The organism is Vreelandella mediterranea (genome assembly GCF_970647075.1).
Window position 1 is genome coordinate 2,534,486 of sequence record NZ_OZ310198.1, and the last position, 22,902, is coordinate 2,557,387.

The 22,902-nt window shown below is 63.2% G+C and carries 23 protein-coding genes; 6 read left to right on the top strand and 17 right to left on the bottom strand.

The window, feature by feature from the left end:
* Window positions 1-19 precede the first annotated feature (19 nt).
* Window positions 20-727, bottom strand: a complete 708-nt coding sequence (locus ACWFVE_RS11680; RefSeq protein ID WP_447529442.1) for a DUF3581 family protein — start codon at window positions 725-727, stop codon at window positions 20-22.
* Window positions 728-867: 140 nt separating this feature from the next.
* On the opposite strand from ACWFVE_RS11680, the gene ACWFVE_RS11685 reads away from it, so the two are divergent.
* Entirely contained in the window at window positions 868-3,756 is a 2,889-nt protein-coding gene (locus tag ACWFVE_RS11685; RefSeq protein ID WP_447529443.1) for a hypothetical protein, read from the top strand.
* A 7-nt stretch (window positions 3,757-3,763) separates the two neighbouring features.
* Here ACWFVE_RS11685 and ACWFVE_RS11690 read toward each other — a convergent pair whose 3' ends face one another.
* Window positions 3,764-4,483: a trimeric intracellular cation channel family protein gene (locus ACWFVE_RS11690; protein WP_447529444.1), complete on the bottom strand. Its 720-nt coding sequence runs from the start codon at window positions 4,481-4,483 to the stop codon at window positions 3,764-3,766.
* A 146-nt stretch (window positions 4,484-4,629) separates the two neighbouring features.
* Between ACWFVE_RS11690 and ACWFVE_RS11695 the strand changes: the two genes are divergently transcribed.
* Both ACWFVE_RS11695 and ACWFVE_RS11700 read left to right on the top strand, forming a co-directional pair.
* Window positions 4,630-5,124, top strand: coding sequence for a nodulation efficiency, NfeD-like protein (locus tag ACWFVE_RS11695; RefSeq protein WP_447529445.1), 495 nt, complete (start codon window positions 4,630-4,632; stop codon window positions 5,122-5,124).
* Between the two features lie 2 nt (window positions 5,125-5,126).
* Window positions 5,127-6,188: an SPFH domain-containing protein gene (locus tag ACWFVE_RS11700; protein ID WP_447529446.1), complete on the top strand. Its 1,062-nt coding sequence runs from the start codon at window positions 5,127-5,129 to the stop codon at window positions 6,186-6,188.
* Window positions 6,189-6,273: 85 nt separating this feature from the next.
* On the opposite strand, the gene ACWFVE_RS11705 is transcribed toward ACWFVE_RS11700, so the two are convergent.
* The 7 genes from ACWFVE_RS11705 to ACWFVE_RS11735 form a co-directional block, all read right to left on the bottom strand.
* The gene (locus ACWFVE_RS11705; protein WP_447529447.1) at window positions 6,274-7,578 is read right to left on the bottom strand and encodes a DUF2252 family protein; all 1,305 of its coding nucleotides are present in this window, start codon (window positions 7,576-7,578) and stop codon (window positions 6,274-6,276) included.
* A gap of 71 nt (window positions 7,579-7,649) precedes the next feature.
* Window positions 7,650-9,137: a sodium:solute symporter family protein gene (locus tag ACWFVE_RS11710; RefSeq protein ID WP_447529448.1), complete on the bottom strand. Its 1,488-nt coding sequence runs from the start codon at window positions 9,135-9,137 to the stop codon at window positions 7,650-7,652.
* The gene (locus ACWFVE_RS11715; RefSeq protein ID WP_447529449.1) at window positions 9,130-9,357 is read right to left on the bottom strand and encodes a hypothetical protein; all 228 of its coding nucleotides are present in this window, start codon (window positions 9,355-9,357) and stop codon (window positions 9,130-9,132) included. Before ACWFVE_RS11715 ends, ACWFVE_RS11710 begins: the two co-directional genes overlap by 8 nt.
* Before the next feature lie 136 nt (window positions 9,358-9,493).
* Window positions 9,494-10,408, bottom strand: a complete 915-nt coding sequence (locus ACWFVE_RS11720) for a LysR family transcriptional regulator (RefSeq protein ID WP_447529450.1) — start codon at window positions 10,406-10,408, stop codon at window positions 9,494-9,496.
* 10 nt (window positions 10,409-10,418) lie between these two features.
* Entirely contained in the window at window positions 10,419-10,910 is a 492-nt protein-coding gene (locus tag ACWFVE_RS11725) for a GNAT family N-acetyltransferase (RefSeq protein ID WP_447529451.1), read from the bottom strand.
* A 212-nt stretch (window positions 10,911-11,122) separates the two neighbouring features.
* Window positions 11,123-11,599 (bottom strand): nuclear transport factor 2 family protein, encoded by a 477-nt coding sequence (locus ACWFVE_RS11730; RefSeq protein WP_447529452.1) that lies wholly within the window; start codon window positions 11,597-11,599, stop codon window positions 11,123-11,125.
* Between the two features lie 305 nt (window positions 11,600-11,904).
* On the bottom strand, window positions 11,905-12,378 hold the full coding sequence (locus ACWFVE_RS11735; RefSeq protein ID WP_447529453.1) for a GNAT family N-acetyltransferase: 474 nt from the start codon (window positions 12,376-12,378) through the stop codon (window positions 11,905-11,907).
* 384 nt (window positions 12,379-12,762) lie between these two features.
* Here ACWFVE_RS11735 and ACWFVE_RS11740 point away from each other — a divergent pair, with 384 nt between their 5' ends.
* Window positions 12,763-13,752 (top strand): alpha/beta hydrolase, encoded by a 990-nt coding sequence (locus ACWFVE_RS11740; protein WP_447529454.1) that lies wholly within the window; start codon window positions 12,763-12,765, stop codon window positions 13,750-13,752.
* Window positions 13,753-13,809: 57 nt separating this feature from the next.
* On the opposite strand, the gene ACWFVE_RS11745 is transcribed toward ACWFVE_RS11740, so the two are convergent.
* Entirely contained in the window at window positions 13,810-14,559 is a 750-nt protein-coding gene (locus tag ACWFVE_RS11745) for an NAD(P)H-dependent oxidoreductase (RefSeq protein ID WP_447529455.1), read from the bottom strand.
* 88 nt (window positions 14,560-14,647) lie between these two features.
* Here ACWFVE_RS11745 and ACWFVE_RS11750 point away from each other — a divergent pair, with 88 nt between their 5' ends.
* Window positions 14,648-15,532: a LysR family transcriptional regulator gene (locus ACWFVE_RS11750; RefSeq protein WP_447529456.1), complete on the top strand. Its 885-nt coding sequence runs from the start codon at window positions 14,648-14,650 to the stop codon at window positions 15,530-15,532.
* 7 nt (window positions 15,533-15,539) lie between these two features.
* Here the strand turns inward: ACWFVE_RS11750 and ACWFVE_RS11755 are convergent, their stop codons facing one another.
* Both ACWFVE_RS11755 and ACWFVE_RS11760 read right to left on the bottom strand, forming a co-directional pair.
* On the bottom strand, window positions 15,540-15,881 hold the full coding sequence (locus tag ACWFVE_RS11755; RefSeq protein ID WP_447529457.1) for a GlpM family protein: 342 nt from the start codon (window positions 15,879-15,881) through the stop codon (window positions 15,540-15,542).
* Window positions 15,882-15,887: 6 nt separating this feature from the next.
* A complete protein-coding gene (locus ACWFVE_RS11760; protein WP_447529458.1) occupies window positions 15,888-16,409 on the bottom strand; it encodes a MarR family winged helix-turn-helix transcriptional regulator in 522 nt (173 codons plus the stop codon).
* A gap of 84 nt (window positions 16,410-16,493) precedes the next feature.
* Here ACWFVE_RS11760 and ACWFVE_RS11765 point away from each other — a divergent pair, with 84 nt between their 5' ends.
* Complete coding sequence (locus ACWFVE_RS11765; RefSeq protein WP_447529459.1) at window positions 16,494-17,438, top strand: EamA family transporter; 945 nt, start codon at window positions 16,494-16,496, stop codon at window positions 17,436-17,438.
* A gap of 44 nt (window positions 17,439-17,482) precedes the next feature.
* Here the strand turns inward: ACWFVE_RS11765 and ACWFVE_RS11770 are convergent, their stop codons facing one another.
* From ACWFVE_RS11770 to ACWFVE_RS11790, 5 genes are read right to left on the bottom strand one after another with little or no spacing between them, the layout of a single operon-like run.
* The gene (locus ACWFVE_RS11770) at window positions 17,483-17,908 is read right to left on the bottom strand and encodes a GNAT family N-acetyltransferase (RefSeq protein ID WP_447529460.1); all 426 of its coding nucleotides are present in this window, start codon (window positions 17,906-17,908) and stop codon (window positions 17,483-17,485) included.
* A 13-nt stretch (window positions 17,909-17,921) separates the two neighbouring features.
* On the bottom strand, window positions 17,922-19,274 hold the full coding sequence (gene astB / locus ACWFVE_RS11775; RefSeq protein ID WP_447529461.1) for an N-succinylarginine dihydrolase: 1,353 nt from the start codon (window positions 19,272-19,274) through the stop codon (window positions 17,922-17,924).
* On the bottom strand, window positions 19,271-20,743 hold the full coding sequence (astD, locus tag ACWFVE_RS11780; protein WP_447530532.1) for a succinylglutamate-semialdehyde dehydrogenase: 1,473 nt from the start codon (window positions 20,741-20,743) through the stop codon (window positions 19,271-19,273). The genes astB and astD overlap by 4 nt, the downstream gene beginning before the upstream one ends.
* A gap of 11 nt (window positions 20,744-20,754) precedes the next feature.
* Window positions 20,755-21,798, bottom strand: a complete 1,044-nt coding sequence (astA, locus tag ACWFVE_RS11785) for an arginine N-succinyltransferase (protein WP_447529462.1) — start codon at window positions 21,796-21,798, stop codon at window positions 20,755-20,757.
* The gene (locus ACWFVE_RS11790) at window positions 21,798-22,889 is read right to left on the bottom strand and encodes an arginine N-succinyltransferase (RefSeq protein WP_447529463.1); all 1,092 of its coding nucleotides are present in this window, start codon (window positions 22,887-22,889) and stop codon (window positions 21,798-21,800) included. The genes astA and ACWFVE_RS11790 overlap by 1 nt, the downstream gene beginning before the upstream one ends.
* Window positions 22,890-22,902: the final 13 nt, after the last annotated feature.

Genomic DNA, 22,902 nt, shown 5'->3' on the forward strand with positions numbered 1-22,902 from the left:
CACCCGCCCACCTGGCGGCTCAGGCGGCCTCGTAGGCCGCTTTCAGCCGGTAGAACTCGTCGACGATGGCCGACATCTGGTCGTCGTCGTAGTCACAAAGCCCGCTGACCACGAGCTTTTTGGACCCGACCCCGACCGACTCCCCCTGGGATTCGATGGCAAACTCCAATAGCGCTTCGGCGCGCTTGCCCTGAACGCAAAGCGACGAGTCGGTCAGCGCCAGGTTGGGCGTAAAACCGTCCAGACGCGCCAAAGAGAAGCCCATGCTGTCGTAGATCACCAGCGGGCGTTTAGGGTTGAACATGACGCCATGCTCTTCCATTAACGGCTTCAAGTAGTGCGGGAAGTTCTTACCCGAAAACGCCACGTAGCAGCGCGCGAAGCCTTCGACCACGTCCGGCTCGAAGGTGACATCACCACGGCGGGTAACGTGCAGGTAGCACTTGCCCGTGTCGTCGCATACGTGGATCTGGCCGTCGTCGGCTTCGCAAAACCTGAGCGGTGTCTGTGCCGCGACCATGTTGGTGAAGCGAAATTCCATGTGGCGCGATAATCCAAACCTGGCTAAAACGAGTGTGAATAGCAGGTCACCGGGCACGCAGAAGCGCCGCGCATCCGGGTTATGGATAGGGTTGTAATCGCCGGCGACGCCTTTGGCGAAACGGCTGGCCTGCTCGGCGGAGATCACCACATACTCCCCGCGCTGCGTGTAAAAATCCTTGAACATGGCTTTGCTGCCTGCCTAGCGTTGAAATCGAAAACCCATCTCAGTCCCTTGTCGCGCATAATGCCATAAAACATGCGCCGAAAGGAGCCATTATCAAAAGCCGTATGTCCCGCAAAACCGCTCCTTACCCGCGATGGCTATTGGCACTGATTATAGTCCTAATCAGCGCCTTCGTACTTTCTGTTACCTGGTGGCTTGCCACGACCCTGGTGCTCAACAGCCAATGGATGGCCGGTAAGCTCTCGAACCTCGACGGCGTCGACATTCAGTGGCAGCGCGCAACGAGCCCCCACCCGGGGCAGTGGGAGGTCGAAAATCTCACCCTAACCCGCCAAGACAAGGCGCTCCCCGTTAGCCTCGAGGCCGAACGCGCCACCCTTTCGCTCTCTTTGCTGGCGCTATTACGCGGCGCGCTACACATTCACGCCCTGGACGCCGAGGGCATACGCCGCTTTCAGGTAGGCGATATCGCCCTGGAAGCCGAAGGCGAGCTCCACCTACGAGACAGCGAGCTAAGCGGAGACACGCTGGCAGCCAGTAACCTCATGCTAGCCGTCACGCAAGGCCGCCTTTTGCGCCCAAGCGATGGCGCAATACTCGCCCGCGACATCCAACTGGATGCCCAGGCCACGTTGGCCCCCGTCGTCACACGCCTTGATGAGCCACAAACCCTCACCCCTGCCCTGCTCGAGGCACTTTCAGCGCGGCTGGACGCCTCGGCCAGCGCCGATGCCTGGGATGTCTTCATGCCCTACCTCGAGGCGCTTCCCTGGCTTGGGCTTTCCGGCAGCGGCGCCCTCGAGGCCTCGCTTGGCCTCGAGGGCGGCGTGCTCACCGAGCAAAGCGAGCTGGTTCTGAGCGCGCCAGCGCTTCGCTTTAGCGTGGATACCGCGCCACTGCTCGATGTGGCCCAGTCGCAAAGCGAGGCCATACAAAGCGCCACGGGAAACGGCCAGGTACGCCTGGGAGTGGACGATAGCAAGCTTCACTTTTTAGCCACACTCGAGGACGTCGTGCTGGCCGACAGCGCCCCTTATGCCACCGATACCGCGCTAAGCGTGGCGACCTCGATACCCAATCGGCGCATCGACCGGCTCGCGCCCCCTAGCGGCGCCACACTCGAGCTCGACGGCCACGTTACGCGGCTGGACATGCTCGACCGCTACGCCCGCGCCGCCGCGCCCGCGCCGCTGGCCTTCACCGGCCAGGGGCGGCTGCGCGCCTACGCAGAGGTGCAGGACGCCGCGCTTTACCGGGGCGATATCCACATCGAGGCCCAGGCGCTAAGTGCCGCCTACCAGGCGTTTCAGGCCCGAGGCGACGGCGTCCTTACCGCCGAGCGTCTACCCAATGCGCCGCTACAGGCGCGGCTCGCCCTCGATAAGGCCACCCTGACCCATCACGAGCGCACCCTGCTGGCGGATGCCGAGATAGCGCTGGACCTTGAAAGCCCGCTGGACGACGTGGGGCTGGAGCACGTTAGCGCCAACCTGGCCTGGCAAAACGCGCGCCTGCCAAGCATTGCCGCGCTCACCCCCTACCTTGATGCCGCACTGCCAGCGCCTGGCGCGCTTGCCCTCGTCAGCGGCCAGGCCCGCAGCCAGGGGGCGCTCTCGATCGACAACGCCCTGTTAAGCGGCGAAGTCACGCTTGCCGGCGAACGCTGGGTCACCCGCCTGGCCGATGACACCCAACCGCGCACGCTGACAAGCGACGCCGAGCTTGCGCTCACGATCGCCAGCGCCTCGCTCGACGGTGAAACCTTCGATTTGAGCGGCTCCTCGCTTCGCTGGCAGGTGGGAAGCGCCGACGCCCCGGGGGAGCGCATGGAGAGCGCGCTGCGGCTCCGCCAGGGGCGTTTTCAGCGCCAGGGCGGCGTTACCGCGGGGCGGTTCAACCTGCAAGGCGGCGTTCAGCAGCTCGGCTTTTTGAACGCCTTTTTGCCCGAGGGCCACGGCCTGGCGCTGGCCGGGCGCGGCGAGCTCTTTCTGGACGGCGCGTTTCGTGGTGCTGAGCTGCTCGCCCCCACTCGTCTGCGCGTCAATGCCAACGCTTTAGAAGCGCACTTTTTGGACTACGTGGCCGCCGGCCGGGGCGAGCTGACCGCCGAGATCACCAGCGCCGACGACGCCTCGCTGACGCTGGGCATTCCCCAATTCACGCTGCTGCGCGAAGGCGACGACCGCGCCGCGCTCGCTGGGCGCCATCTAGCGCTGACCACCCAAACCGCACACTTTCGCCAGGCCCGGCAGTCACCGTCCCCGGAACACTTCACGACGCGCATTGCGCTGCCGGTGGTCGAGGTACCGGACATCACCCGCTACAGCGACTACCTGCCGGATACCGACGGTTTCGCGCTGCTGGGCGGCCAGGCAAGCCTTGAAAGCGAGTGGCGCCTGACCGGCTACCAGGCCGAAGGCGAGATCACGCTGCGCGCCTTCGAAACCGAGCTTTCACTTCTCGAGCAGCGCCTGCGCGGCGACATCGAGCTTCACTTGGCGCTTGGCGAAGGCGACTGGCAAAGCCGGCGTTTTCGCGCAAGCGACTCCTACGTCAAACTCGAAAACGTGTTCCGGCTCAGCGAGCAAGGCGCCCAGGACGCCGGCTGGTGGGTGCGCCTGGCGATGACCGATGCCGCGCTCACCTGGGGCGAGCCCATTCATTTGGAGAGTTCGTTGCGTCTCTCCATGCGCGACTCCGGCCTGTTGGCGCGGCTCTTTTTGACCCGCGCGCGACAAAACGACTGGTTGGGCCGGCTGCTCGACGTGCGCGGCATCGAAGGCGAGGCGCAGCTTGAGATGAGCGGCGAGCGTATCGCACTTCACGGGATCACCCTGCGCGGCGGGCCGCTGCTGCTGCTTTCGGATATCACCCTCGAGCAAGAAAGCGTCAACGGCGGCCTCTATGTTCGCCTGGGCGCGCTTGGCCTGGGCGTCGAGCTGTTGGAAAGCGAACCCAACCTGCGCCTTTTGCAGCCCAGGCGCTGGTTCGACCGCTGGCGCCAGGCCAGCCGCTACCCACGCCCGTGACAGTGGGTCAGCGCTTGCGCTCAGGGCGCTCACGGCGAATCATGCGCACCCGCTCCCGAGCCTTTTGCCGGGTCGACATGGGCGCGCCGCTGTCATCCGCTTTGGGTGCCACGTTGACCCAGGCAAACTGCGGCAGCGCCAGGTGCCAGCGAATGGCGGCCAGGCGAAGGCCCAACGTAACCGCTAAAGAGGCGGCGATGGTAATAGAAAGCGGCACGGCCAGCGTGTAGAGCCCCGCATAGACAATGGCGCCGGCCATGGCGGCGGTGGCGTAGATTTCCTCGCGCAGCACCATCGGCACGCGCTGGGCGAGCAGGTCGCGCAGCATGCCCCCGGCCACGCCGGTCATGATGCCCATGACCACCGCTACCACGCCCGAAAACCCTAAAAAAAGTGCCTTGTGCGTGCCGATCACCACGAAAATCGCCAAGCCGAAGGCGTCCGCGACGGGCAGAAAACGCCACGAAAGACGATGAATGTAGTGAAAGCCCAAAAGCGATACACCGACGGTCGCCAGGATGACCCACAGATAGGTCGGGTCGCTCACCCAGAAAACCGGGTGAATACCGAGCACCAGATCGCGCAGCGTGCCCCCGCCGATGCCGGTCACCGCTGCCAGCACCAGCATACCGAACGGGTCCATTCGCGAACGACAGGCCAGCACGACCCCGGACAGCGCAAAGACGATAACCCCGGCCATATCAAGCCAGTACACCACTCCCGACACGTGACTCTCCTCGTGATTGCGCGCACCCAAACAGGGCGCGCGGCGGCTTTTATTGCGGTAAGCTAGCACTAACGCGCATTTTAACCTACGCGCGAGCGCCATTTGTCGGCGGTTTGAACCGGCGCCTTAAAGAAGGAGGAACGTCTATGGAGTGGAACCCCGCCTACGGCTGGCTGGTGCTGGCCCTGCTGCTTAGCCTGGCCGAGCTTACCTCCGGCGCGATGCTGCTGCTGGCGCTGGGCGTGGCCGCCGCGTTGACGGCGATGGTCACCCTGTTGGGCCTTACCTTCCCCTGGCAACTCGTCAGCATGGGCATATTTGCCGGCCTGCTGGTGCCCATAGGCGTCATGGTCATACGCCCACGCTTTTCACCCCGGGGCGTGGCTTACGGCACGACCGGCACCGGCGTGGAAAAAGGCAACCGCTACACCACGTTGAAGCGCGATTACGATAACGCCACGGGCATCAAGGTCAACGGCGATTTTTACCGCCTGCGCGTGCTCGAAAGCGGCGAAACCGAACTTCCCGCCGGGTCACCGGTGATCTTCAAACGCTTCGAAGGCACCACCGCCCTTGTCGTGCTTACACCCCCACCCGAACCCTCCTATCCCCCGGACAACGCCAACCACGAGGAACCCTGACCATGGATCTACCTATCAGCCCAGGCTTGATCATAAGCCTTATTATCGTCGTGATCGGTATCGCGATCATCGCCAAAGGCCTGGTGATCGTTCGCCAGTCCGAAGTCATGGTGGTCGAGCGCCTTGGCTCGTTCAACCGCGTGCTGGAAAGCGGGATCAACATCATCATCCCGTTCATCGAGCAGCCCCGGGCGATCACCATGTTGCGCTATCGCAAGCTCGGTGAAGAGTACCAGGCGATCACCACCGACGAGACGCGCATCGACCGCCGCGAAACGGTTATGGACTTTCCGGGTCAGCCGGTAGTGACCACCGACAACGTCACGGTGCGCATCAACGGCGCGCTCTACTTCCAGATCATCGACCCCAAGCGAGCGGTGTACGAGGTGGCGAACATGAGCCAGGCCGTCGAGGTACTCGCCAAGACGACGCTGCGCTCGGTGGTGGGCAAGATGGAGCTCGACAAGCTGTTCGAATCCCGTGCCGAGGTGAACAATGAAATTCAGGCCGCGATGGAAGAGCCCGCCTCCAAGTGGGGCGTGAAGATCTCGCGGGTCGAAGTGCAGGATATCGCCATGCCCGACGAGGTCGAAACCGCCATGCGCTTGCAAATGGCCGCCGAGCGTAAGCGCCGGGCCACGGTGACCGAGGCCGAGGGCGAGAAGTCCGCGGCGATCGCCATGGCCCAGGGCCAGCGCGAGTCCGCCATCCTCAACGCCGAAGGCGATAAGCAGTCGGCGATTCTGCGCGCCCAGGGCGAGCAGGAGTCCATCAAGCTGGTGCTCAACGCCATCGGCGAAAGCGACGACGACAAGCGCACCGTGGTGGGGTATCTGTTGGGCCAGAGCTACATCAAGGTGCTGCCCAACATGGCCAAGGACGGCGAGCGGGTGTTCGTACCCTACGAGTCCTCGGCACTGCTGGGCTCGATGGGCATGTTCCGCGAAATGGCGGGCTCGCCTGAAGACACCGTGAAAAGCCACCTGCGAAACAGCGATTTCACCCGAGCCGAGCGCCAAAGTGCGTTTCAAAGCGGCGTGGTGGGTGGCGCCGCCGGCCAGTAAAGCGCACGGGCGCAGGTTCTACTAAAAGCGCCGTGTCGAAAAGCCGAGCCTCAATGCTCGGCTTTTTTTATGCCGGCTGTCCTGGTCAGCTCGCGCTTGTCATGAAGTGTTCGATAAATAGCCGGTAATCCTGCTCGACGCAGTCGGCGTACCCTTTGGCAAAGCGCGACACGCTGTCGATAAACGCGGCCTCGCGCCCTTCGATACGCTGACACACCGCATCGGCGAAACCTTCCTCCCCTCGCGCCAGCGCTTTGGCCCCCTGCACGTGCAAAGCGGCGAGAATTTCGCCCCATTGGCGCGCAAACTTGCGATACGCCTTGGCTCCCTTGAGCTTTTTGGCAGGCAGACGTTTGGCAAAGCCGGGCATGCGGCGCACACCAAACACCCGGTCGTTTAGCGTCAGCCAGCCCAAATACGCATCGTCGTGGGCGGCCAGGGCGTGAAAGGCGGCGGCGTGGCGCAGCCCCTCGTTGGGAAAAAGCTTTCGCCAGCCCTGTTGGTCGGCCTTGCCCAGCAGGTGATACGCCTGGGGCGGGCGCTGCTCCTTGACCTCGATCAGCACATCGTCGTGCTGGCCATCGCCTCCGCCCTCCAGCAGCACGTAGTAGTGCTCGAGCCCCGAGGCGTTTAGCCGCCGGGCGGTGTCCTTCACCCGAAAGTGGTTCGCATCCCCCTCTTTAGCGCTCGCTTGCAGGGTTTGCTGATACTCGTTTTCGATGATGCGCTTGAGCTTGCTGGCCACGTCTGCCGGCAAGTTGGCAAGCTTGCCCGGCCGCGCAGCGAACTGGCGCCCTTTGGTATCCGTAAGCTCGGTCCATTTTTCCAGCGAGCGCTGAGGGTGCTGCTTGTCCGCCACCTTGCCGAGAAAATCCTTGAGCGGGCCTTTGGCGCTTTTCAACCCGCCCGCCTTGAGGGTTTTACCCTCGCGGTGCGCGCTCAAGGCTTCAAGATAGCCCGTGGCGAGCTCATTCAAGGCCTGGTCGACGGCCTTGGCGGAGAGCCCGGCGTTTTCCCGCGCTTCCAGCACCAGGCTGGTGGCCAGGCGCCAGAGATCGAATTGGTAGTCGCCGATCAGGGCCCGGTCCACGCCTTGTAGCCCAAACCGGACAGGCTCGCCAGGGTAGGCCGATGCAGCAAAGCGGCAAAGCTGAGCGTCGCCGTGCAGCCAGGTTTGCGTTGCCGGCCAGCCGCCGAATAGGGTAAAGCGCCAGTCGCTCCACACGTCCTGCCAGTAAAGGACGTCCGCGGCATCAAAAAACCGCGACGGCGAGGCCGCCATTTGGGCGAATTTGGCCTGACGCTGTGCGCTGGAAAGCGCTTCATTGGCGCCATAAAGCGCTCCGATGACCTGTTGAGGGCGATTGCGCCCGGCTAGCCGTTGGCTCATGGCACTGCCTTGTTGGGTGGACGTTGTCGATACATGCTGACCCACCATCCTCGCCTTTTTTCATTAAAGGATTAAGACAGTGACCTGCCTTGCCGAAAGCCCCGGGGCGCGGCGATGCGGAAAAACCGCTCGACCACGCTTGCTTCCACGGCGGGCGTGACAAGCGAGACCGCCACGAACACCGGTAAATTGAGCATCAAGCCCCAGAATCCGGCGTGAATCCCCAGCGGATGCGACCAAAGCGTCGTGAACGCCACCGTGATGACGAACCCCGCCAGAATCCCCGCCATGACGCCGAGCTTCGAGGCTCGCGGCCAGAAGAACATGCCGATGAACGCCGGCAGCACTTGGGACGCAAAGCCCAGGCCCACGAGCAAAATCATTACCAGGCTGCCCGGCTCGGCAATCGCTAGCGGCGCGATCACCAGCGCCATCACCGGCAGCACCAGCCAGCGGGCAAGTTTCGCCGTGAAGGCGTCCGAGAGTTTGAAAAGCGGCTGCAGCACATCCTTGGTGGTCGAGAGCGCCACCGAGTGGATAAACGGCTCGCTCGAGGACATCGAGGCGGCCAGCGTCCCCGCGCCCAAAAGCCCGACCAGCACCACCGGTAGATGCGCCATGGCGTACTCCAGCACCACGGTGTCGGCCCGCGCCAAATCCGGCAGCGAGTAGATACCGATAAAGCCGACCACCACCATGGGCAGGATCACCACATAGTAAGTAGGCAGCCAGGTGGCGCTTCGCCGAATCGTGCGCGCCGATGACGCGCACATCCACTGGGTCCAAACCGGCGGCATGAACGAGAACATCGAAACGATGATCGAGGTGGTCCAGAAGCTGAAACTCATATCGCCACCGGCGCCGGGCAGCGTGAGAAACGCGCCGTGATCCGTCTGAATACGCTCGAACACATCGGCAAAATTCAAACCACCAGTCGCACTGTGTACCGCCCATAGCCCGACCGCCCAAGCCACCACCAGCATGAGCGCGCCCTGAAAGGCGCTGGTCCGGCCGATGGCACGCTGGCCGCTGACATAGAGATACACCGCGATGCAGGCAAGCACGATGATCACGCCCAGCCAGACCGGTATGGCCCCGCCGCTCATCACGAACAAAATGTAGGCCGAGCCTACGGTTTGCAGCACCGCGTAGGCGACAGATCCCACCGCCATGACCAGCGCGGCCAAAGCGCCCAGCGCCGGGCTCTGGTAGCGATCCGCAATGGCGCTTGCCTGGGTCACGTGGCCAAACTGCTCGCCGAACTGCCACACTTTTGGACCGAAGTACCAAGCCACCAGCGCCAGATACGCCAGATAAATCGCGACATAAAACACCGCCACGCCCTTCGAGTAGGCCCAGCCCGGCGCGCCCATGAAGGTGTAGGCGCTCACGCTGCCCGCCGCAATCAGCAGGTAAAGCGTGACAGGGCCCATGCTACGCCCGGCCACCCCCCACTGCTCGAGGGTATCCATACGGTGACCGGCGCGGGCCTTCAAGCCGATCGTCATGGCGATGGCGACGTACCCAAGCGTAATGACCAGCGGCCAGAGGCTATTCATGGCCGTCCCTCTCGACGATCCGGTTGCCTACAAGCATCACACCTACGCAGGCGAAGATGACCCCGTAACTCCACACGATCAAAAGCGGCAGCCCCCCTACCAGTAGCGCCTGGTTGACCAGACCGATCACGGGCCAAATACCGGCCAGCACCAAAACGATAAAGGCGATCAAAAGCCCCCACCCGGCACGGGAGGTGGGCAAGACGAACGAACGTCGCATAACGGTTCCCCTGATGTCGCTATTGCGTCAGCGTTGATGACTTATGAGATGGCAAGCAGCGCCCTGGACACACAGGCGCACACCAGTGCACCTAATATTTCAATTTTTATAAGCGCGTGTCCACTTTTTGTGTGCGCTATTGGTCTAATGCGGCGTTTAGAGCTTGGAGGGAGTCGGTTAGAAGGGCGAGGCAGGTGTCCACCGCGACGCTTTGCGTGCGGTGACGATAGATGCATAGATCCATACGGGCGGGCTCCAGCTCGTTGGGCCCTAGCGGTACGCTGACGAGTTCGCCGCGCTGACACTCGCGGGCCACCGTCATGGGCGGCAAAATCAGCACCCCCGCCCCGTTCAGCGCCAGCGCTTTCTGGGTTTCAAGCGAAGCGGTATCGAACGATGGCAAAAGCTGAATGCCCGCTCGGTGGGCGCTGCGCTCGAAGGCCTGGCGGGCGCCGAACGTCTCGCCGGGCAAAATGATGCGGTGCCCGGCCAACGCCTGGAGCGACACTTCACGAGCACTTGCCAAAGGGTGATCTGCCGCCATGACGGCGTGATGCTCGAGCCGCGTGCTTTCCAGAACGACGATATCGTCGTGGCGCGGTGTGAAAAACGAAAGCCCGATATCCGCGGCACCCAGACGGAGCTGCTCGACGACCTGCCCGGCGCTGGTAATGGCGATATCGAAACGTAACCCCGGGTAGCGCCGCCCCATGTCGGCCAGGGTAGGCGCCAATAGCCCGGCCACCACGCCTTCGGCGGCAACCAGGCGAACACGCCCGGTACGCCGGCCCTGCAAGTCGGCGATATGCTCCTGAACGCGTTCCATATCGCGAAGGGTATGCCGAGCCTGGGCGGCGAGCAGCTCGCCTGCCTCGGTCAGATGGATGCCGCCAGGACCGCGTTCTAAAAGGGGCGCACCCAGTTCCTGCTCTAGCATGTCGATCTGGCGGCTGATGGCCGTCGGCGCGATATTGAGCCGGGCCGCCGCCTGGCGCAGCGAACGACAGCGGGCCACGGTATCGAAATAGTGCAGCGCGCGGCCGCTGATCATATCGCCTCCTTCATCCTTGGCTATTCTCTGCAACGAAATGGCACGCCATGATCGTCACCGCTTCGCCACGATACTCGACTTGCTCGACATCTTGCCAACCCAGTCGCCGATAGAGCGCCTGCTGGTCCGGTGTGTAAAGGTAAAAGCGCTCGATACCGGTGGCCCGGGCTTCCTCCTCCACGCGCTTGACCAGCTGCGAGGCGATCCCCTGTCCGCGCTTTTCAAACGGCACGAACACCGAGGCGAGCCAGGGACCCAGCTCGGGTCGCGTCGACATATCGTCTTCGATCAAGCACGCCGTGCCCACCGCCACGCCGTTCTCGAGCGCCACGAACGTCGTCGGCACGCCCTGCTCACCACACTCGGAGCGAATGAATGCGATCTGTTTTTCGAGTGTTTGCTCGGGGTGCAGATATCCCCAGGCCTCGAAGGTCCAGGCCGCCACGACCGGTACGAAGGGGCTGTCTGCGCTCAAGCGCTCGATATTCAAGCGGTTTTCCATAGAGTTTCCTGATGATTCACTGCGAGCAACGTGTCGAGTCGTTCTCTCATGGGTGGCTCCGGGCATCTATTAGGCGACTCTAACCGAAAACCCGCCGAGCGGTAAGCGCCCTAGTTCGAGCCTTGGTCTTTCGATGGGCTTCAGGCAGCAAAAAGCCGGGCAGTCGCCCGGCTTCACACTCTTGCATTGAAAAGCGGTACGTTAGCGCGTGCTTAGAACATGGTGTTCTCGTTGGCGGATTCTTCCGGCACGATTTGGATGACGTCCCAATGCTCGACGATCATGCCGTCTTCCACGCGGAAGATATCGACCACGGCTTCGCCCGGGTCGTCCTCACCGTTGGTGGAGTGTACGTGCAGCCAGACCAGATCACCGTCGGTGGCGCTGCGGGTGATATCCGCGTGGGAATCCGGGTTCTCTTCGAAGAACTCCGAGAAGTAGGAGACGAAGGGCTCCTTGCCATCCGGTACGCCGGGGTTGTGCTGGATGTAGTCATCGGCCACGACCTCTGACGCCTCGTCGGTTTCGTGGTCGTTGAAGAAGCGCTCGTAGAACTCGACGACCAGCTCGCGGTTGGCCTCCTCGGCCGCCAGGTCGCGCTCACTGGTTTGGGCAAACGCCGCGCCGTTTAAAAGGGCAGTCGATAGCAACAACGCCGCGGCGGGTAACACGCTTTTCTTGAGTAACATGATGATGTCCTTTTTTATCAGTAGCCAACGGTGAAGCGTTAACGGCTATGCTCGGGTTTTTCCAGCTCGTCCTTGCCCGGCCGGTGCGCTCGCCGGGTTCGAACTCTGCCGAGGGCGACAAGAAGGTCCACTCAAGGTCTCCCGCCTGCTGGCGTTTTTCAAGAAATATCGAACCACTCTGCGACACGGCATGACCGCTAGATCAATGGCAAAGTGGGGGCTCAAAGAGAAACTGCGAGCGCGGGTCACGGCGCTCGAACATGGCGCGGTAATCGGCGTCGTACTCACTCTCGGTAAAAGCGTGGTCAGGTACCGTTATCAGAGTAGCCGGGCGCAGGCTTCACCATCTCGATATGCGGGATGCCGTCCTCATCGAAGGGCGCCCCAACTGGCGCAAAGCCAAGGGACTCGTAGAACGCGGTCAAATAGACCTGGGCGCCGATGCGAATACCCTGCCCGGGAAACATCTGCTCGGTAAAGCGAATCGCCTCCACCATCAGCGCACGGCCGTATTCCCGCCCGCGATACGCCTGGACGGTCATCACCCGCCCGATCGAAGGCTCGGCGAATTTATCCCCCGGCCCCACCAGGCGAATATAGGCGGCAAGCTCCCCTTCGACGGTAGCGCGTAGATGCCACGCCAGCGGGTCCAGCGCGTCGATCTCCTGATAGGCGCAGGCCTGCTCGACCACGAATACTGCCTCACGCGCGCGGGCGATCGTGTAAAACTCGAGGGTGCTTAGCTCGTTGAATCGTGCCCAGTGAAAACGTAGCGCCATGAAGGTCTTTGTCCTGATGTCGGTTGAAAAATCCCAATCGATTATAGCGACACCGCCCAGCAAACCCCACAAACAACCACGAGCCAAACCTGCTTCTACGGTGCCAAGGCACTTGTAGGAGCCCGATTCATCGGTAGTCTGAGACTTCGGCGATGGAAGGCGACAGCCTTCCCTTCCGGCCAGTGGCGCCGCAAGCAAATCGCTGGCTAAAGCCTGCTCCTACAAGGCCTGGCTAGCTTCCGGTCAGCGGCCGATGCATAGGGGCATGAAGAGTAGATATCGGCTATCGCCAAACTGCTTTGCGATCAATTATCATTAACGCTCTAAGTCATTTTTATGCGCCACCGTCTCGCGGTCGCGTAGCCGATTCATAACGGATCAACGATGCCACGAAACCCTCGATATCCCCGACTAACGACCTCTCTGTGGCGGCTGGCGCTGGTGCTTGCTTCGCTTTGGAGTACCACCGCCCTCGCCCAGCAGCGCGACCCAGGAATGACGATGGGACGTACCGTGCTGGACGAGGCGCCGGAGAGCTACCACTTCGAGCGCTTCAACGTGGCAAGCGCCGACAACGAGCGCCGCTGGCGGGTGACGCTGGGCATTCCTACAGAAAGCGCCCCCGAAAACGGGTTTCCGGCGTTCTGGATGCTCGACGCCAACGCCGCGCTGATGGAGTTCGATACCGCCCTGCTCGACTCCCTCGGCGAGCAGAGTGTTCCACCGGTATTGGTATTCGTCGGCTACGACAACGACCTGCGTATCGACCGCCGACGACTACAGGACTACACCTTTACCGCGCGCCCCCTCGAGGACGGCGAGCCCTCGCCGGAATACCCGGGCGGCGGCGCCGACGCCTTTCTGGAGGTAATCGAAGGCCAGGTCCGTGCGGAGATCGAAAAGCGCGTGGCTACCGACCCAGCGCAGCAAACGCTATGGGGCCACTCGCTGGGCGGGTTGTTCGTGTTACATACGCTGTTTACCCGGCCTGACGCATTCACCACCTACGCCCCAGGTAGCCCATCGCTTTGGTGGGCCGACGGCGCCCTGCTCGGCCAACCACAGCGCGACTTCACGAACCGCTACGCGGGCCAGCCGGTACGGGTGCTACTAAGTCTGGGTGGCAGCGAGCGCGAACGCGACCATAGCCACCGCGACCTGAGCGACCCGCGCGTGCAGGCGCACGTTCAGCGCATTTCGAGCGTAGCGCCAGACGCCCCGGAAAGATTGGCCGAGCGCCTCGACGCCATGGACGGCATCACGGCAAGCTACCGCGAATTTCCGGGCATGGGCCACGGCCAAACCTTTCGCGCTTCGCTGATGGATGCCCTTCATCAGATCACGAGCGTCGCCATTATCGACGCGCCGCGTTAAACACCCGCCACTCTTTCCGCCCGCCGGGCCGGCCTATGGCGGGAAGCCTCGCGAGCGCTAACCCACCCGCCAGCGAAGTGGCGTAGTGTCCTCGAGCACGCCCGTTTCATCCCAGTCGTCCCACCCGGCGAAGGGAATGGGCCGCTCCTGAGTAAGCCCTTCCACGCGCTCGGCCCAGCGCTCTTTGCACCTTTCCAGGTGTTCGACCAGCGCGTCCTGTTGTTGATATTCGATACCGCCGCCCTGTACCCCAAAACTCACCTGGGGCGCCAACACCTCAAAGCCCACGTAGTAGAGTGACGAGTGGATCGGCCAGAGCCAGGCGGCCATGTCCCCCGCCCGCCCGAAAGGCTGGAAGGCGTGCCGGGGTGAGCCAGCGGTGACCGAGAGCAGCGCCCGCTTGCCCTGGAAGTAGCCGTGGTTATACCGCATCCGGCTGGTGTAGCGCCCCCCGTAAACCAGCACACGATCGAACCAGCCTTTCAAGATGGCCGGCTGGGCGTGCCACCAGAGAGGAAACTGAAAAATCACCAGGTCCGCCCACTCGAGCCGCTCGAGTTCGCGCGCAACGTCCGCCGGTAGCGTCTGTTGCTCGTAGTGCGCGCGCTGCTCATCGAGCGGGGCGAAGACCTCGTCATTGTGGCGCCCGTAGTGTTCGGCGCGCTCGACCGGGTCGAAGCGCTCGGCGTAGAGGTCGTTGACCTCTACCGTATGCCCCGCGCCATGTAGCTGCGCAACCGCGGTGTCGATCAGCGCGCCGTTGAACGAGCGCCGCTCGGGGTGGGCTGCAATGATCAATACGTTCATGTCTAACCTTCGCTGTCACTGAGTAGAATGACAGGCTAACCTGTTCGCATTTGTCGCCCCATTCCCTAAAAATGACAAGTGGATTTGCATGAATGCACAGCAGTTGAAGTGGGATGACTTGCAGTTGGTACTCGCCGTCGCTTCACAGGGTTCGCTCTCTGGCGCCAGCCGAGCGCTGCACGTTAGCCACGCGACGGTCTTTCGTCGGCTCAACGCGATTGAAAAGCGCCTGAACGTCACGCTGTTCGAGCGCCATCGCCAGGGCTATACCCCCACGCTTGCGGGCGAAGACCTGGCGGCCACTGCCAAGCGGGTACAACATGAGGTGTACGGCGCCGAGCGGCGCGTCGTCGGCCAGGATCTGACGCTTTCGGGCACGCTACGTATCACCACCACCGACACACTGTTCGCCGGGCTTTTAAGCCCGGTGTTCGCCGTGTTTCGCAAGCGCCACCCGGACATCGACCTCGAAGTGGCGATCTCCAACCAGCGCCACAGCCTCTCGCGCCGGGAAGCGGACATCGCCATCCGCCCCACCCGCACGCCGCCGGAAGCGCTGGTCGGGCGTCCGCTCGGTGAGGTGGCTCTGGCAGTGTATGGCCAGCGCACGCGCTGGCAGGCAACGCCCATCCCGCGCGCGCCCGGCGCCCTACTCGATGAGTGCTGGGTAGGCCCGGACGTTCACTTGGGCGACGCCGTTTTGGAGAACTGGATGAAGGATAAAAACGCCGCCTACCGGCTGGATAGCCTGCTGGGCATGCAATCGGCGGTGCGCGAGGGCGCTGGCATAGCGGTACTCCCCTGCTACCTGGGCGACGGCGATAGCGCTTTAGTACGCTTGAGCGACCCCATCGAGGCGCTCGCAACGCCGCTTTGGCTGCTCACCCACCCGGATCTTCGCCAGGTAGCACGCGTACGCGCTTTCATGGAGACGGTAACGCAAGCAGTTCGGCGCACGTCTGTTTATAGTTGAGCGCCTTTTAGCCGGCGTAAAAGCGCGTCCAACCCCATAGCAACAGCAGCGCGAACAGAAGCCACACCAGCGTGGCCACGGTCAGGGTTCCGGTCAGGGTGAGCCGGTAGCTTACGTAGTAGATGGCGACCAGATAGGCCGCGTAGGGGATCAGCGAGCAGAGCCCGAAAAGCGCCGTGGTGCGCAGATCCGCCATGCCGCGCTCGGAACCTACGATGTAGTGCGCAATCAGCGCAAAAGTGGGAAACAGCGGCACCAACCCGGCGATGAAAAAGCTTTTGGTGCGCGACAAAAGCGCAATAAGCAGCACCGCCAGCGCCCCAAGCAGACATTTCAACAAAAGCGCCATCGCGCGTTACCTCTCGTTTTCTTGGGTGTCGTTTTCCTGGGTGCGCTGATCAAGACTTTCCAGCATCTGCTTGAGCAACGCATCGAGCTCGCCGCGCTGCGCATCATCCAGGCTGCTGACCAGCGCCTGCTGCGTTTCGACGTGAGCGGTCACGGCGGCATCGATCAGCGCAAAGCCTTCTGTTGAAAGTGAAATCAAAAAACCGCGCCCGTCGTCCGGGTTTTTGACTCGTTCGACGAGCCCCGCTTTTTCGAGCTGCTGAATCCGATGGGTCATGGTGCCCGAGGTCACCATGGTCGAGGCCATAAGATCGCTTGGCGAAAGCGCGTAGGGTGGGCCTTCGCGCCGGAGCGTGGCGAGCACGTCAAAGCTCGAGTCGCTCAGCCCAAACGCCGCCCAGGTGGGTTCCATGGCGCGCATCAGAGCATTATGCAGCCGCTTGAGTCGGCCAAGCGTGCCCATGGGCGCCACGTCCAGATCCGGGCGCTCTTGCTGCCACTGCTTGAGTATTCTATCGACGTGATCCATGCGCCAAGCTTACGTTTTTTTATCTTGACGTCAAGGTAAAACCCTGGATACCTTGATATCAAGATATTTCTACGGAGCCTAGTCATGCAGCGAACCGATTCCGCCCTCTCACCTTCTGCCACTTCTGCCACTTCGCCCACCTCGAGGCGCCTCGCGTCGCTGCTCTTTTTGCTGACCGGGGGCGCGCTGCTGGGCCTTTCGACCAACCTGGCCAAACAGGCCGGTGAAATGGCGCTTTCACCGCTGGCGTTTCTGTTCTGGTCGCTTGGTGGGGCCGCACTCATCCTGCTGGCCCTGGCGGCGGCCCGGGGGCAACTGCCGCCGGTCAACGCCCGCACGCTGGAGTACTATACGGTGTCGGCGCTGGTCGGCGTGGCGGGATCCAATCTGCTCTTCTTCTCCGCCATCGCGCATATCGGCGCCGGGTTCGTGGCGCTGGTCATCACGCTGCCGCCGCTTTTGACCTATCTGGGCGCGCTGCTTCTAAAAATGGAGCGCTTCCAGCCAAGCCGTGGGCTCGGGGTACTCTCGGCGCTGGCGGGGGCGATGGTTCTGGCCGCCCACAAGGTGGCCGCCCCGGATGCGGATGTACACTGGATTCTATTGGCGCTGCTCGGCCCGGTACTGCTGGCGATTGGCAATATTTACCGCACCCTGCGCTGGCCGGCCGGCGTCTCTGGCCAGGCACTGGCGCCTGGCATGCTGGTGGCCGCGGTGGTACTGCTGCTGGGCGTGGGCTTTTTGCCCGGCTTCTCGCTCGCCGTGCCCCACCTACGCCCCGGTCTGGTCGCGTTGATGGCGCTACAGGCGGGCGTCTTCGCCGGTCAATTTCTGCTGCTCTTTCTGCTGCAGAAAACCGGCGGCCCGGTGATGCTGAGCCTGCTGGGCTCCGTCGGCGCGCTATTCGGCGTACCGGTGGCGATCTTTTTACAGGGCGAAAGCGTCCCGCAAGGGCTCTTGCCGGGTGCGCTACTGATCGGCGCGGGTATCGCGCTGCTCAACGTTGGCAAAGCCAAGCCGCTTTCCTGAGTTCGGTTATCAACCAGAAAGGTTTCGAGGATGAGAGGGGGCGTTCAGAAAACCGGGCGCTCCATATAATGGGTGTTATCCTGGGTTTTACGGATATGAAACCCCATGCGCTCGTAGAGCGCCCTGGCCGGGTTGATGCAGAAAACCCGCAAGCGCAAGGCAGAGACCCCCTCTCGCAGCGCTTTATCATGAGTAAAACGGATGGCCGCCGCCCCCAGCCCCTGGCGCTGCCATGTTGAGGCAATCTGCAGCTCGCGGATGTAGTACGCATGGTCGTCGCGGTTGAGGCATAAAAGTCCCACTGCACACGCGTCAATCACCAGTTGATAGCTTTCGAGCTCGCGCCAATCGCGATCGAACACGGCGTCGTCCCAGTGCATGTCGAGCCGCTTGTAATAACACATCATGTTGTGCTGAATGAGCCGTGAAGCAAACGCCTTGTCACGGGTTGGCTGAAAGAGCGGCGTCATGGGATGATTCACCCTACCCCAACTGAAACGGATACACCGAGCCGATCTCGAGAAGCTGCGTGAGCTCGTCGAGGGCGGTGAGCGACTCACGAGCAAGCTGCGGGTCGGCCAGATCTTCCGCAGCCAACCGGTCGCGATAGTGGCGTTCGACCCAAGCGGTAAGATCCTCGAACAACGCGGGCGTGAGCAGCACGCGGCCATCGATCGCGTCGCGTTCGACCTCGGAAAGCACCACACGCAAGCGCAGGCAAGCGGGGCCGCCGCCGTTTTGCATGCTCTGCTTGACGTCCCTGACGATCACCTCGCTGATGGGGTTGTAGCCCGCCAGAATCAGATCCTGAAGCGGCCGCCATACCGCCTCGTTCTCCTGGCACTCGCCGGGCACGACCAGGGTCATGGTGCCATCCGGGTTGGAAAGTAGCTGCGAGTTGAACAGATACGAGCTCACCGCGTCGTCCAGGCTTACGGCCTCCTGGGGCACGCGCACCGCAATCAACGGTGTGGTCATTTTGGCGCGTAGCGCGTCGAGCGTCGCCTCTTCGTCCAGAAACGCCATCTCGTGGTAGAGCAGCACGGGCCCGTTGCCCACGGCGATCACGTCGTTGTGGAACACGCCGGCATCGATGGCGTCCGGGTGCTGCTGGGCGAACACGGTTTGCGCCTCGCCCAGGCCGTGCTGGCGAGCCACGGCCTGGCTCGCCTCCAGCGTTTGCCGCGCCGGGTAGCGGCGAGGTTCGCGCTCGCCGCCGAACGCCTTACGCCCGTAAACGAACAGGTGCACGCCGGGTTCGCCGTACTCGCCGCAAAGCCTGGTGTGATTGGCGGCGCCCTCGTCGGAAAAGGCCGGCGTGGCGGGCAGCGCCGGGTGGTGGCTAAAGTGGCGCTCATGGGCAAAAATCGAGCGAAGCACGCGCCCGGTGGTGTCGGGCTCCAGAAAGCGGTGAAAGCTCGACTGCAGGTTGGCCGGGGTAAAGTGCGCGCGGGCGTCCGGCGAATCCATACTGGGCGTGACGGTGGCGGCGTTGGCGGTCCACATGCTGGAAGCCGAACAGACGGCGCGCAAAAGCTGGGGGGCATCCCGCCCGGCGCGCGCCAGCACCTCGCCGTCGCTTCCGCTAAAGCCCAGATCGCGCAGCGCGCCGACATCCGGGCGCTGCTGGGGCGGCAGCACCCCTTGCGCGTAGCCAGCCTCCATGAGCGACTTCATCTTCAAAAGCCCCTGCAGCGCGCCCTCTTTGGGGTTGGCCACGTGACCTTCGTGGCGCTTGGAGGCCAGATTGCCCGCCGCCAGCCCGGCGTAGTTATGGGTGGGGCCGACCAGGCCATCGAAATTGACCTCGCGAACATCCGCCTGGCCGTGGCTCATAGCGTGACTCCTGGCGGCAGGGTCTCGGGCATCTCCAGCGACTCGGCCTCCATCGAGGCCACCGGGTAGGCGCAGTAGTCCGCCGCGTAAAAGGCGCTCGGGCGGTGATTACCGCTGTCGCCCACGCCACCAAAGGGCGCATCCCCGGAGGCGCCGGTGGTCTGGCGGTTCCAGTTGACGATCCCCGCGCGAATGCGCAGCAAAAAGTCGTCCCAGTCTGCTTGGTCCCCTCCGATCAAACCGGCGGAGAGCCCAAAGCGGGTGTCGTTGGCAAGCGTGATCGCCTCGTCCCAATCACCGTAGCGGTGAATTTTCAAAAGCGGGCCGAAGTGCTCCTCGTCGGGCACATCGAGCCCGGTCACGTCGATCAACGCCGGGCTCAAAAGGCTGGTGTTGTCTTCCAGGCGCTGCATTCGGTTGATCACCCGGCCCCCCAGCGCCTCGAGTTCACTTTGGGCCTCGAGCAGGCCGTTCGCGGCGGCAACGCTTACAAGCCCCGCGTAAAACGGCGCCGGGTTCTCTTCAAAAGGCCCGGCCACGTGCAGTTTCTCGATTGCCGCGGAAAGCGCCGCTACCAGCCGGTCACCGGCCTCGCCTTGGGGCACGATCAAACGCCGGGCGCAGGTGCAGCGCTGCCCGCCGGAGAGAAACGCGGATTGCAAAATGGTCAATACGGCGGCGCGCTCGTCCTGCACATCCTTGACCACCAGCGGGTTGTTGCCGCCAAGCTCTAAAGCCAGAATTTTGTCCAACTGGCCGGCAAACTGCTGGTGCAGCAGGCCACCGACCTTGGCGCTGCCGGTAAACAGCAGCCCGTCGATATGGGCGCTGCCCGCCAGCGCTTGACCAACCTCGGCCCCGCCCTGCACCAGGTTGATGACCCCGTTGGGCAGGCCCGCCTCCAACCAGCACTGCAGGGTCAGGTCCGCGGTCAGCGGGGTCTGCTCACTGGGCTTGAAGACCACGGTGTTGCCCGCCAAAAGCGCCGGTACGATATGGCCGTTGGGCAGATGACCGGGAAAGTTATAGGGGCCGAACACCGCCATCACGCCGTGGGGGCGATGGCGCAGCACGGCTTTGGCGCTGCCGACTTCCTTCTCGCGCTCGCCGGTTCGCTCGGTGTAAGCCCGGGCGGAGAGCGCGACCTTACCGACCATCGCGCCGGCTTCGGTGCGCGCCTCCCAAAGCGGCTTGCCGGTTTCTGAAGCGATCGCCACGGCGAGCTCTTCACTGCGCGATTTGAGCACCTCGGCGAAACGCTCGGTCAGCGCGCGGCGCTCCTCGAAGGGCGTGCGCGCCCAGCCACCAAAGGCCTGGCGCGCGGCCGCGACCGCCTGGCCTACCTGGCCGGCACTTGCGCCTTCGCCCTGCCAAAGCGTTTGCCCGCCGACCGGGTCTTGTTTGGTCAAGGCCGCGCCTTCACCGGCCTGCCACTGGCCGCCGATCATCTGCTGCGCTTTGGCGTTCAAAGAAGATGAGGTCATGACGTCTCCCTGGTATCGAGTAGTCTGAGCGATTCGCCGGTGCCGACGCCAAGGCGCCGGGCCTCTTCGTCGCTGAGCACGAGCGTGCCGTTGTCGTCGGGCCCCCGGCCCACCCAGGCGGCGCGAAAATCGCCCATGGCGGTGGTCGCGGCTAGCCAGCGGCTCACGCTTTGGGGCGCGGCGTTTTTAACGACCTCTACCGGGCACACTCGCGAGGTACGCACGGCACGCACATCGTCGATATACGCTTCGACGGTGGGGCCGCCGTCGAAAATATCGATATAGCCCTCCCAGCGAAGCCCCTCTTTTTTGAGCATCTCGAGCGCCGGGCGGGTGTGGTGATGCACCTGGCCGATACAGCCGCGGGCCTGTTCGGACATGAAGGTGGTGTAGATTGGAAACTTGGGCATTAGCTCGCCGATGAAGCTCTTCTGACCCAACCCCGTCAGCCGGTCGGCTTCGTTGAAGTCCATCGGGAAGAAGTGCTTGCCCAGGCTCTCCCAGAATGGGCTTTTATTGTGCTCGTCGAACACCCCGCGCATTTCCGCCAGCACTTTATCGGGAAAACGGTCGCGGAACTGGGCGATGAATAGCCACCGCGCCTTGGAAAGAAGCGCGCCGTTGCGCAGGTGCTTGTTCGCTTCGCCGCGGTACTCCGGGCGCACGAACAGCGAACACACCTCGGCGTCGCCGGTGTGATCCGAGCTCAAAAAAAGCGTGTCGATGGTGCGGTGCAAGTCGAGCTGTATCGAGGAGTGGGCGAGCGTGCCCAGCCGGTAGTGATAAAACGGCACGTCGCGGCCGATCTGACCCACGATGGCGCAGCAACCGGCAAGCTCGCCGGTGATGTCGTCTTCGAGCACGAAAAAGTAGAGCCGGTCGTCGACCGGCGTGCGCTCTTCAAAAGCGCGCGCGGCGGATTCGATTTTCTCGGCGAGAAACTCGCGGTTGTCGGGCAGTGAGGTAAAGCCCACCCCGGCCTGCTGCGCAAGCACCTGAAGCCCTTCGATATCGTCACGGACAATGGGCCGAATGCGCATTACATCTCTCCCTCGTCAAGAACATCCTGGGCGCTGGGCAGCGCAAGCGGGGCCACCAGCACCGCCCGGCCTTCTTCCACGTTGAGCCGCTTTGCGTGCTCGGGGCTGAGCATCAGCTGGCCGGTGGGCGACAGCGCATAACGCGCGACCAGGCAGCGAAAATCCTCACCCTGATTGGCGATGAGCGCGGGCTCGGCATCCGGCAGCGTATGCGCCGGGCGGATACGCACCGGATGCCACCCCGCCTGGCGAAAGGTCTCCAGACGTTCGCGCTCGGCCTTGACGATCGGCCCGGCGTCGAAAATATCGACATGGCGCGAGCGCACGAACCCTTCATTCAGAAGCTCCTGCAAAGGCGCTTCATGGGCCGGGTGCTCGCGGCCGATCGCCGCCCGCGCCTGGGGCGTCAAAAGCGGCAAGTAGAGCGGAAACTGCGGCATCACTTCAGCGATGAAGCTCTTGGAGCGCATCCCCGCGATGTGGTTGATCTCCTGGAAACTGCGCGCGAAGAAGTGGTTGCCCACGCTCTCCCAGAACGGCGAGCGCTGCTCGCCATCCAGGTAGCCGGGAAACGCCACGGCCAGAATGCGCGAGAAGCGCTCCGGGTACTGGGCGATGAACATTAGCCTGGCCCGGCGCAGCAGGCTCTCGGCGCTGGTGCCCTGATAGCGTGGGTCGAGGGAGAACGCGCAGAGTAGCGTGGCGTCGGACACCTCGTGGGAAAGCGCCAGGGTCTGCACCTCGCGGCGCACGTTCAGCTGCTGGGAGGCGTGAATCAGTGTTTCCTGACGGTAGGTGTAGTAGGCATCCGTGGCGCCAGCCTGGGCGCGTACCGTCGCCGTGCCCAGCACCCGCGCCGCGCCTTCATCGTTTGCCTCTTCCAGCACGAACATATACTGCTCGTCGCCGGGAAACTCCGCCTGACGGGCGAACGCTTCCAGCGAGCGCTCGATGCGCTCCTCCAGGCGTTCCCGATTGGCCGGCAAGTTGGTCAGTTTGGGCACGGCGTTTTCGGCCAGCGCCATCAGGGCGTCGATGTCCGCCATCGCCACCGGCCGAACGATGCGTAATCCCACTCGCTCTGACGGCATGGTTGCGTCTGCC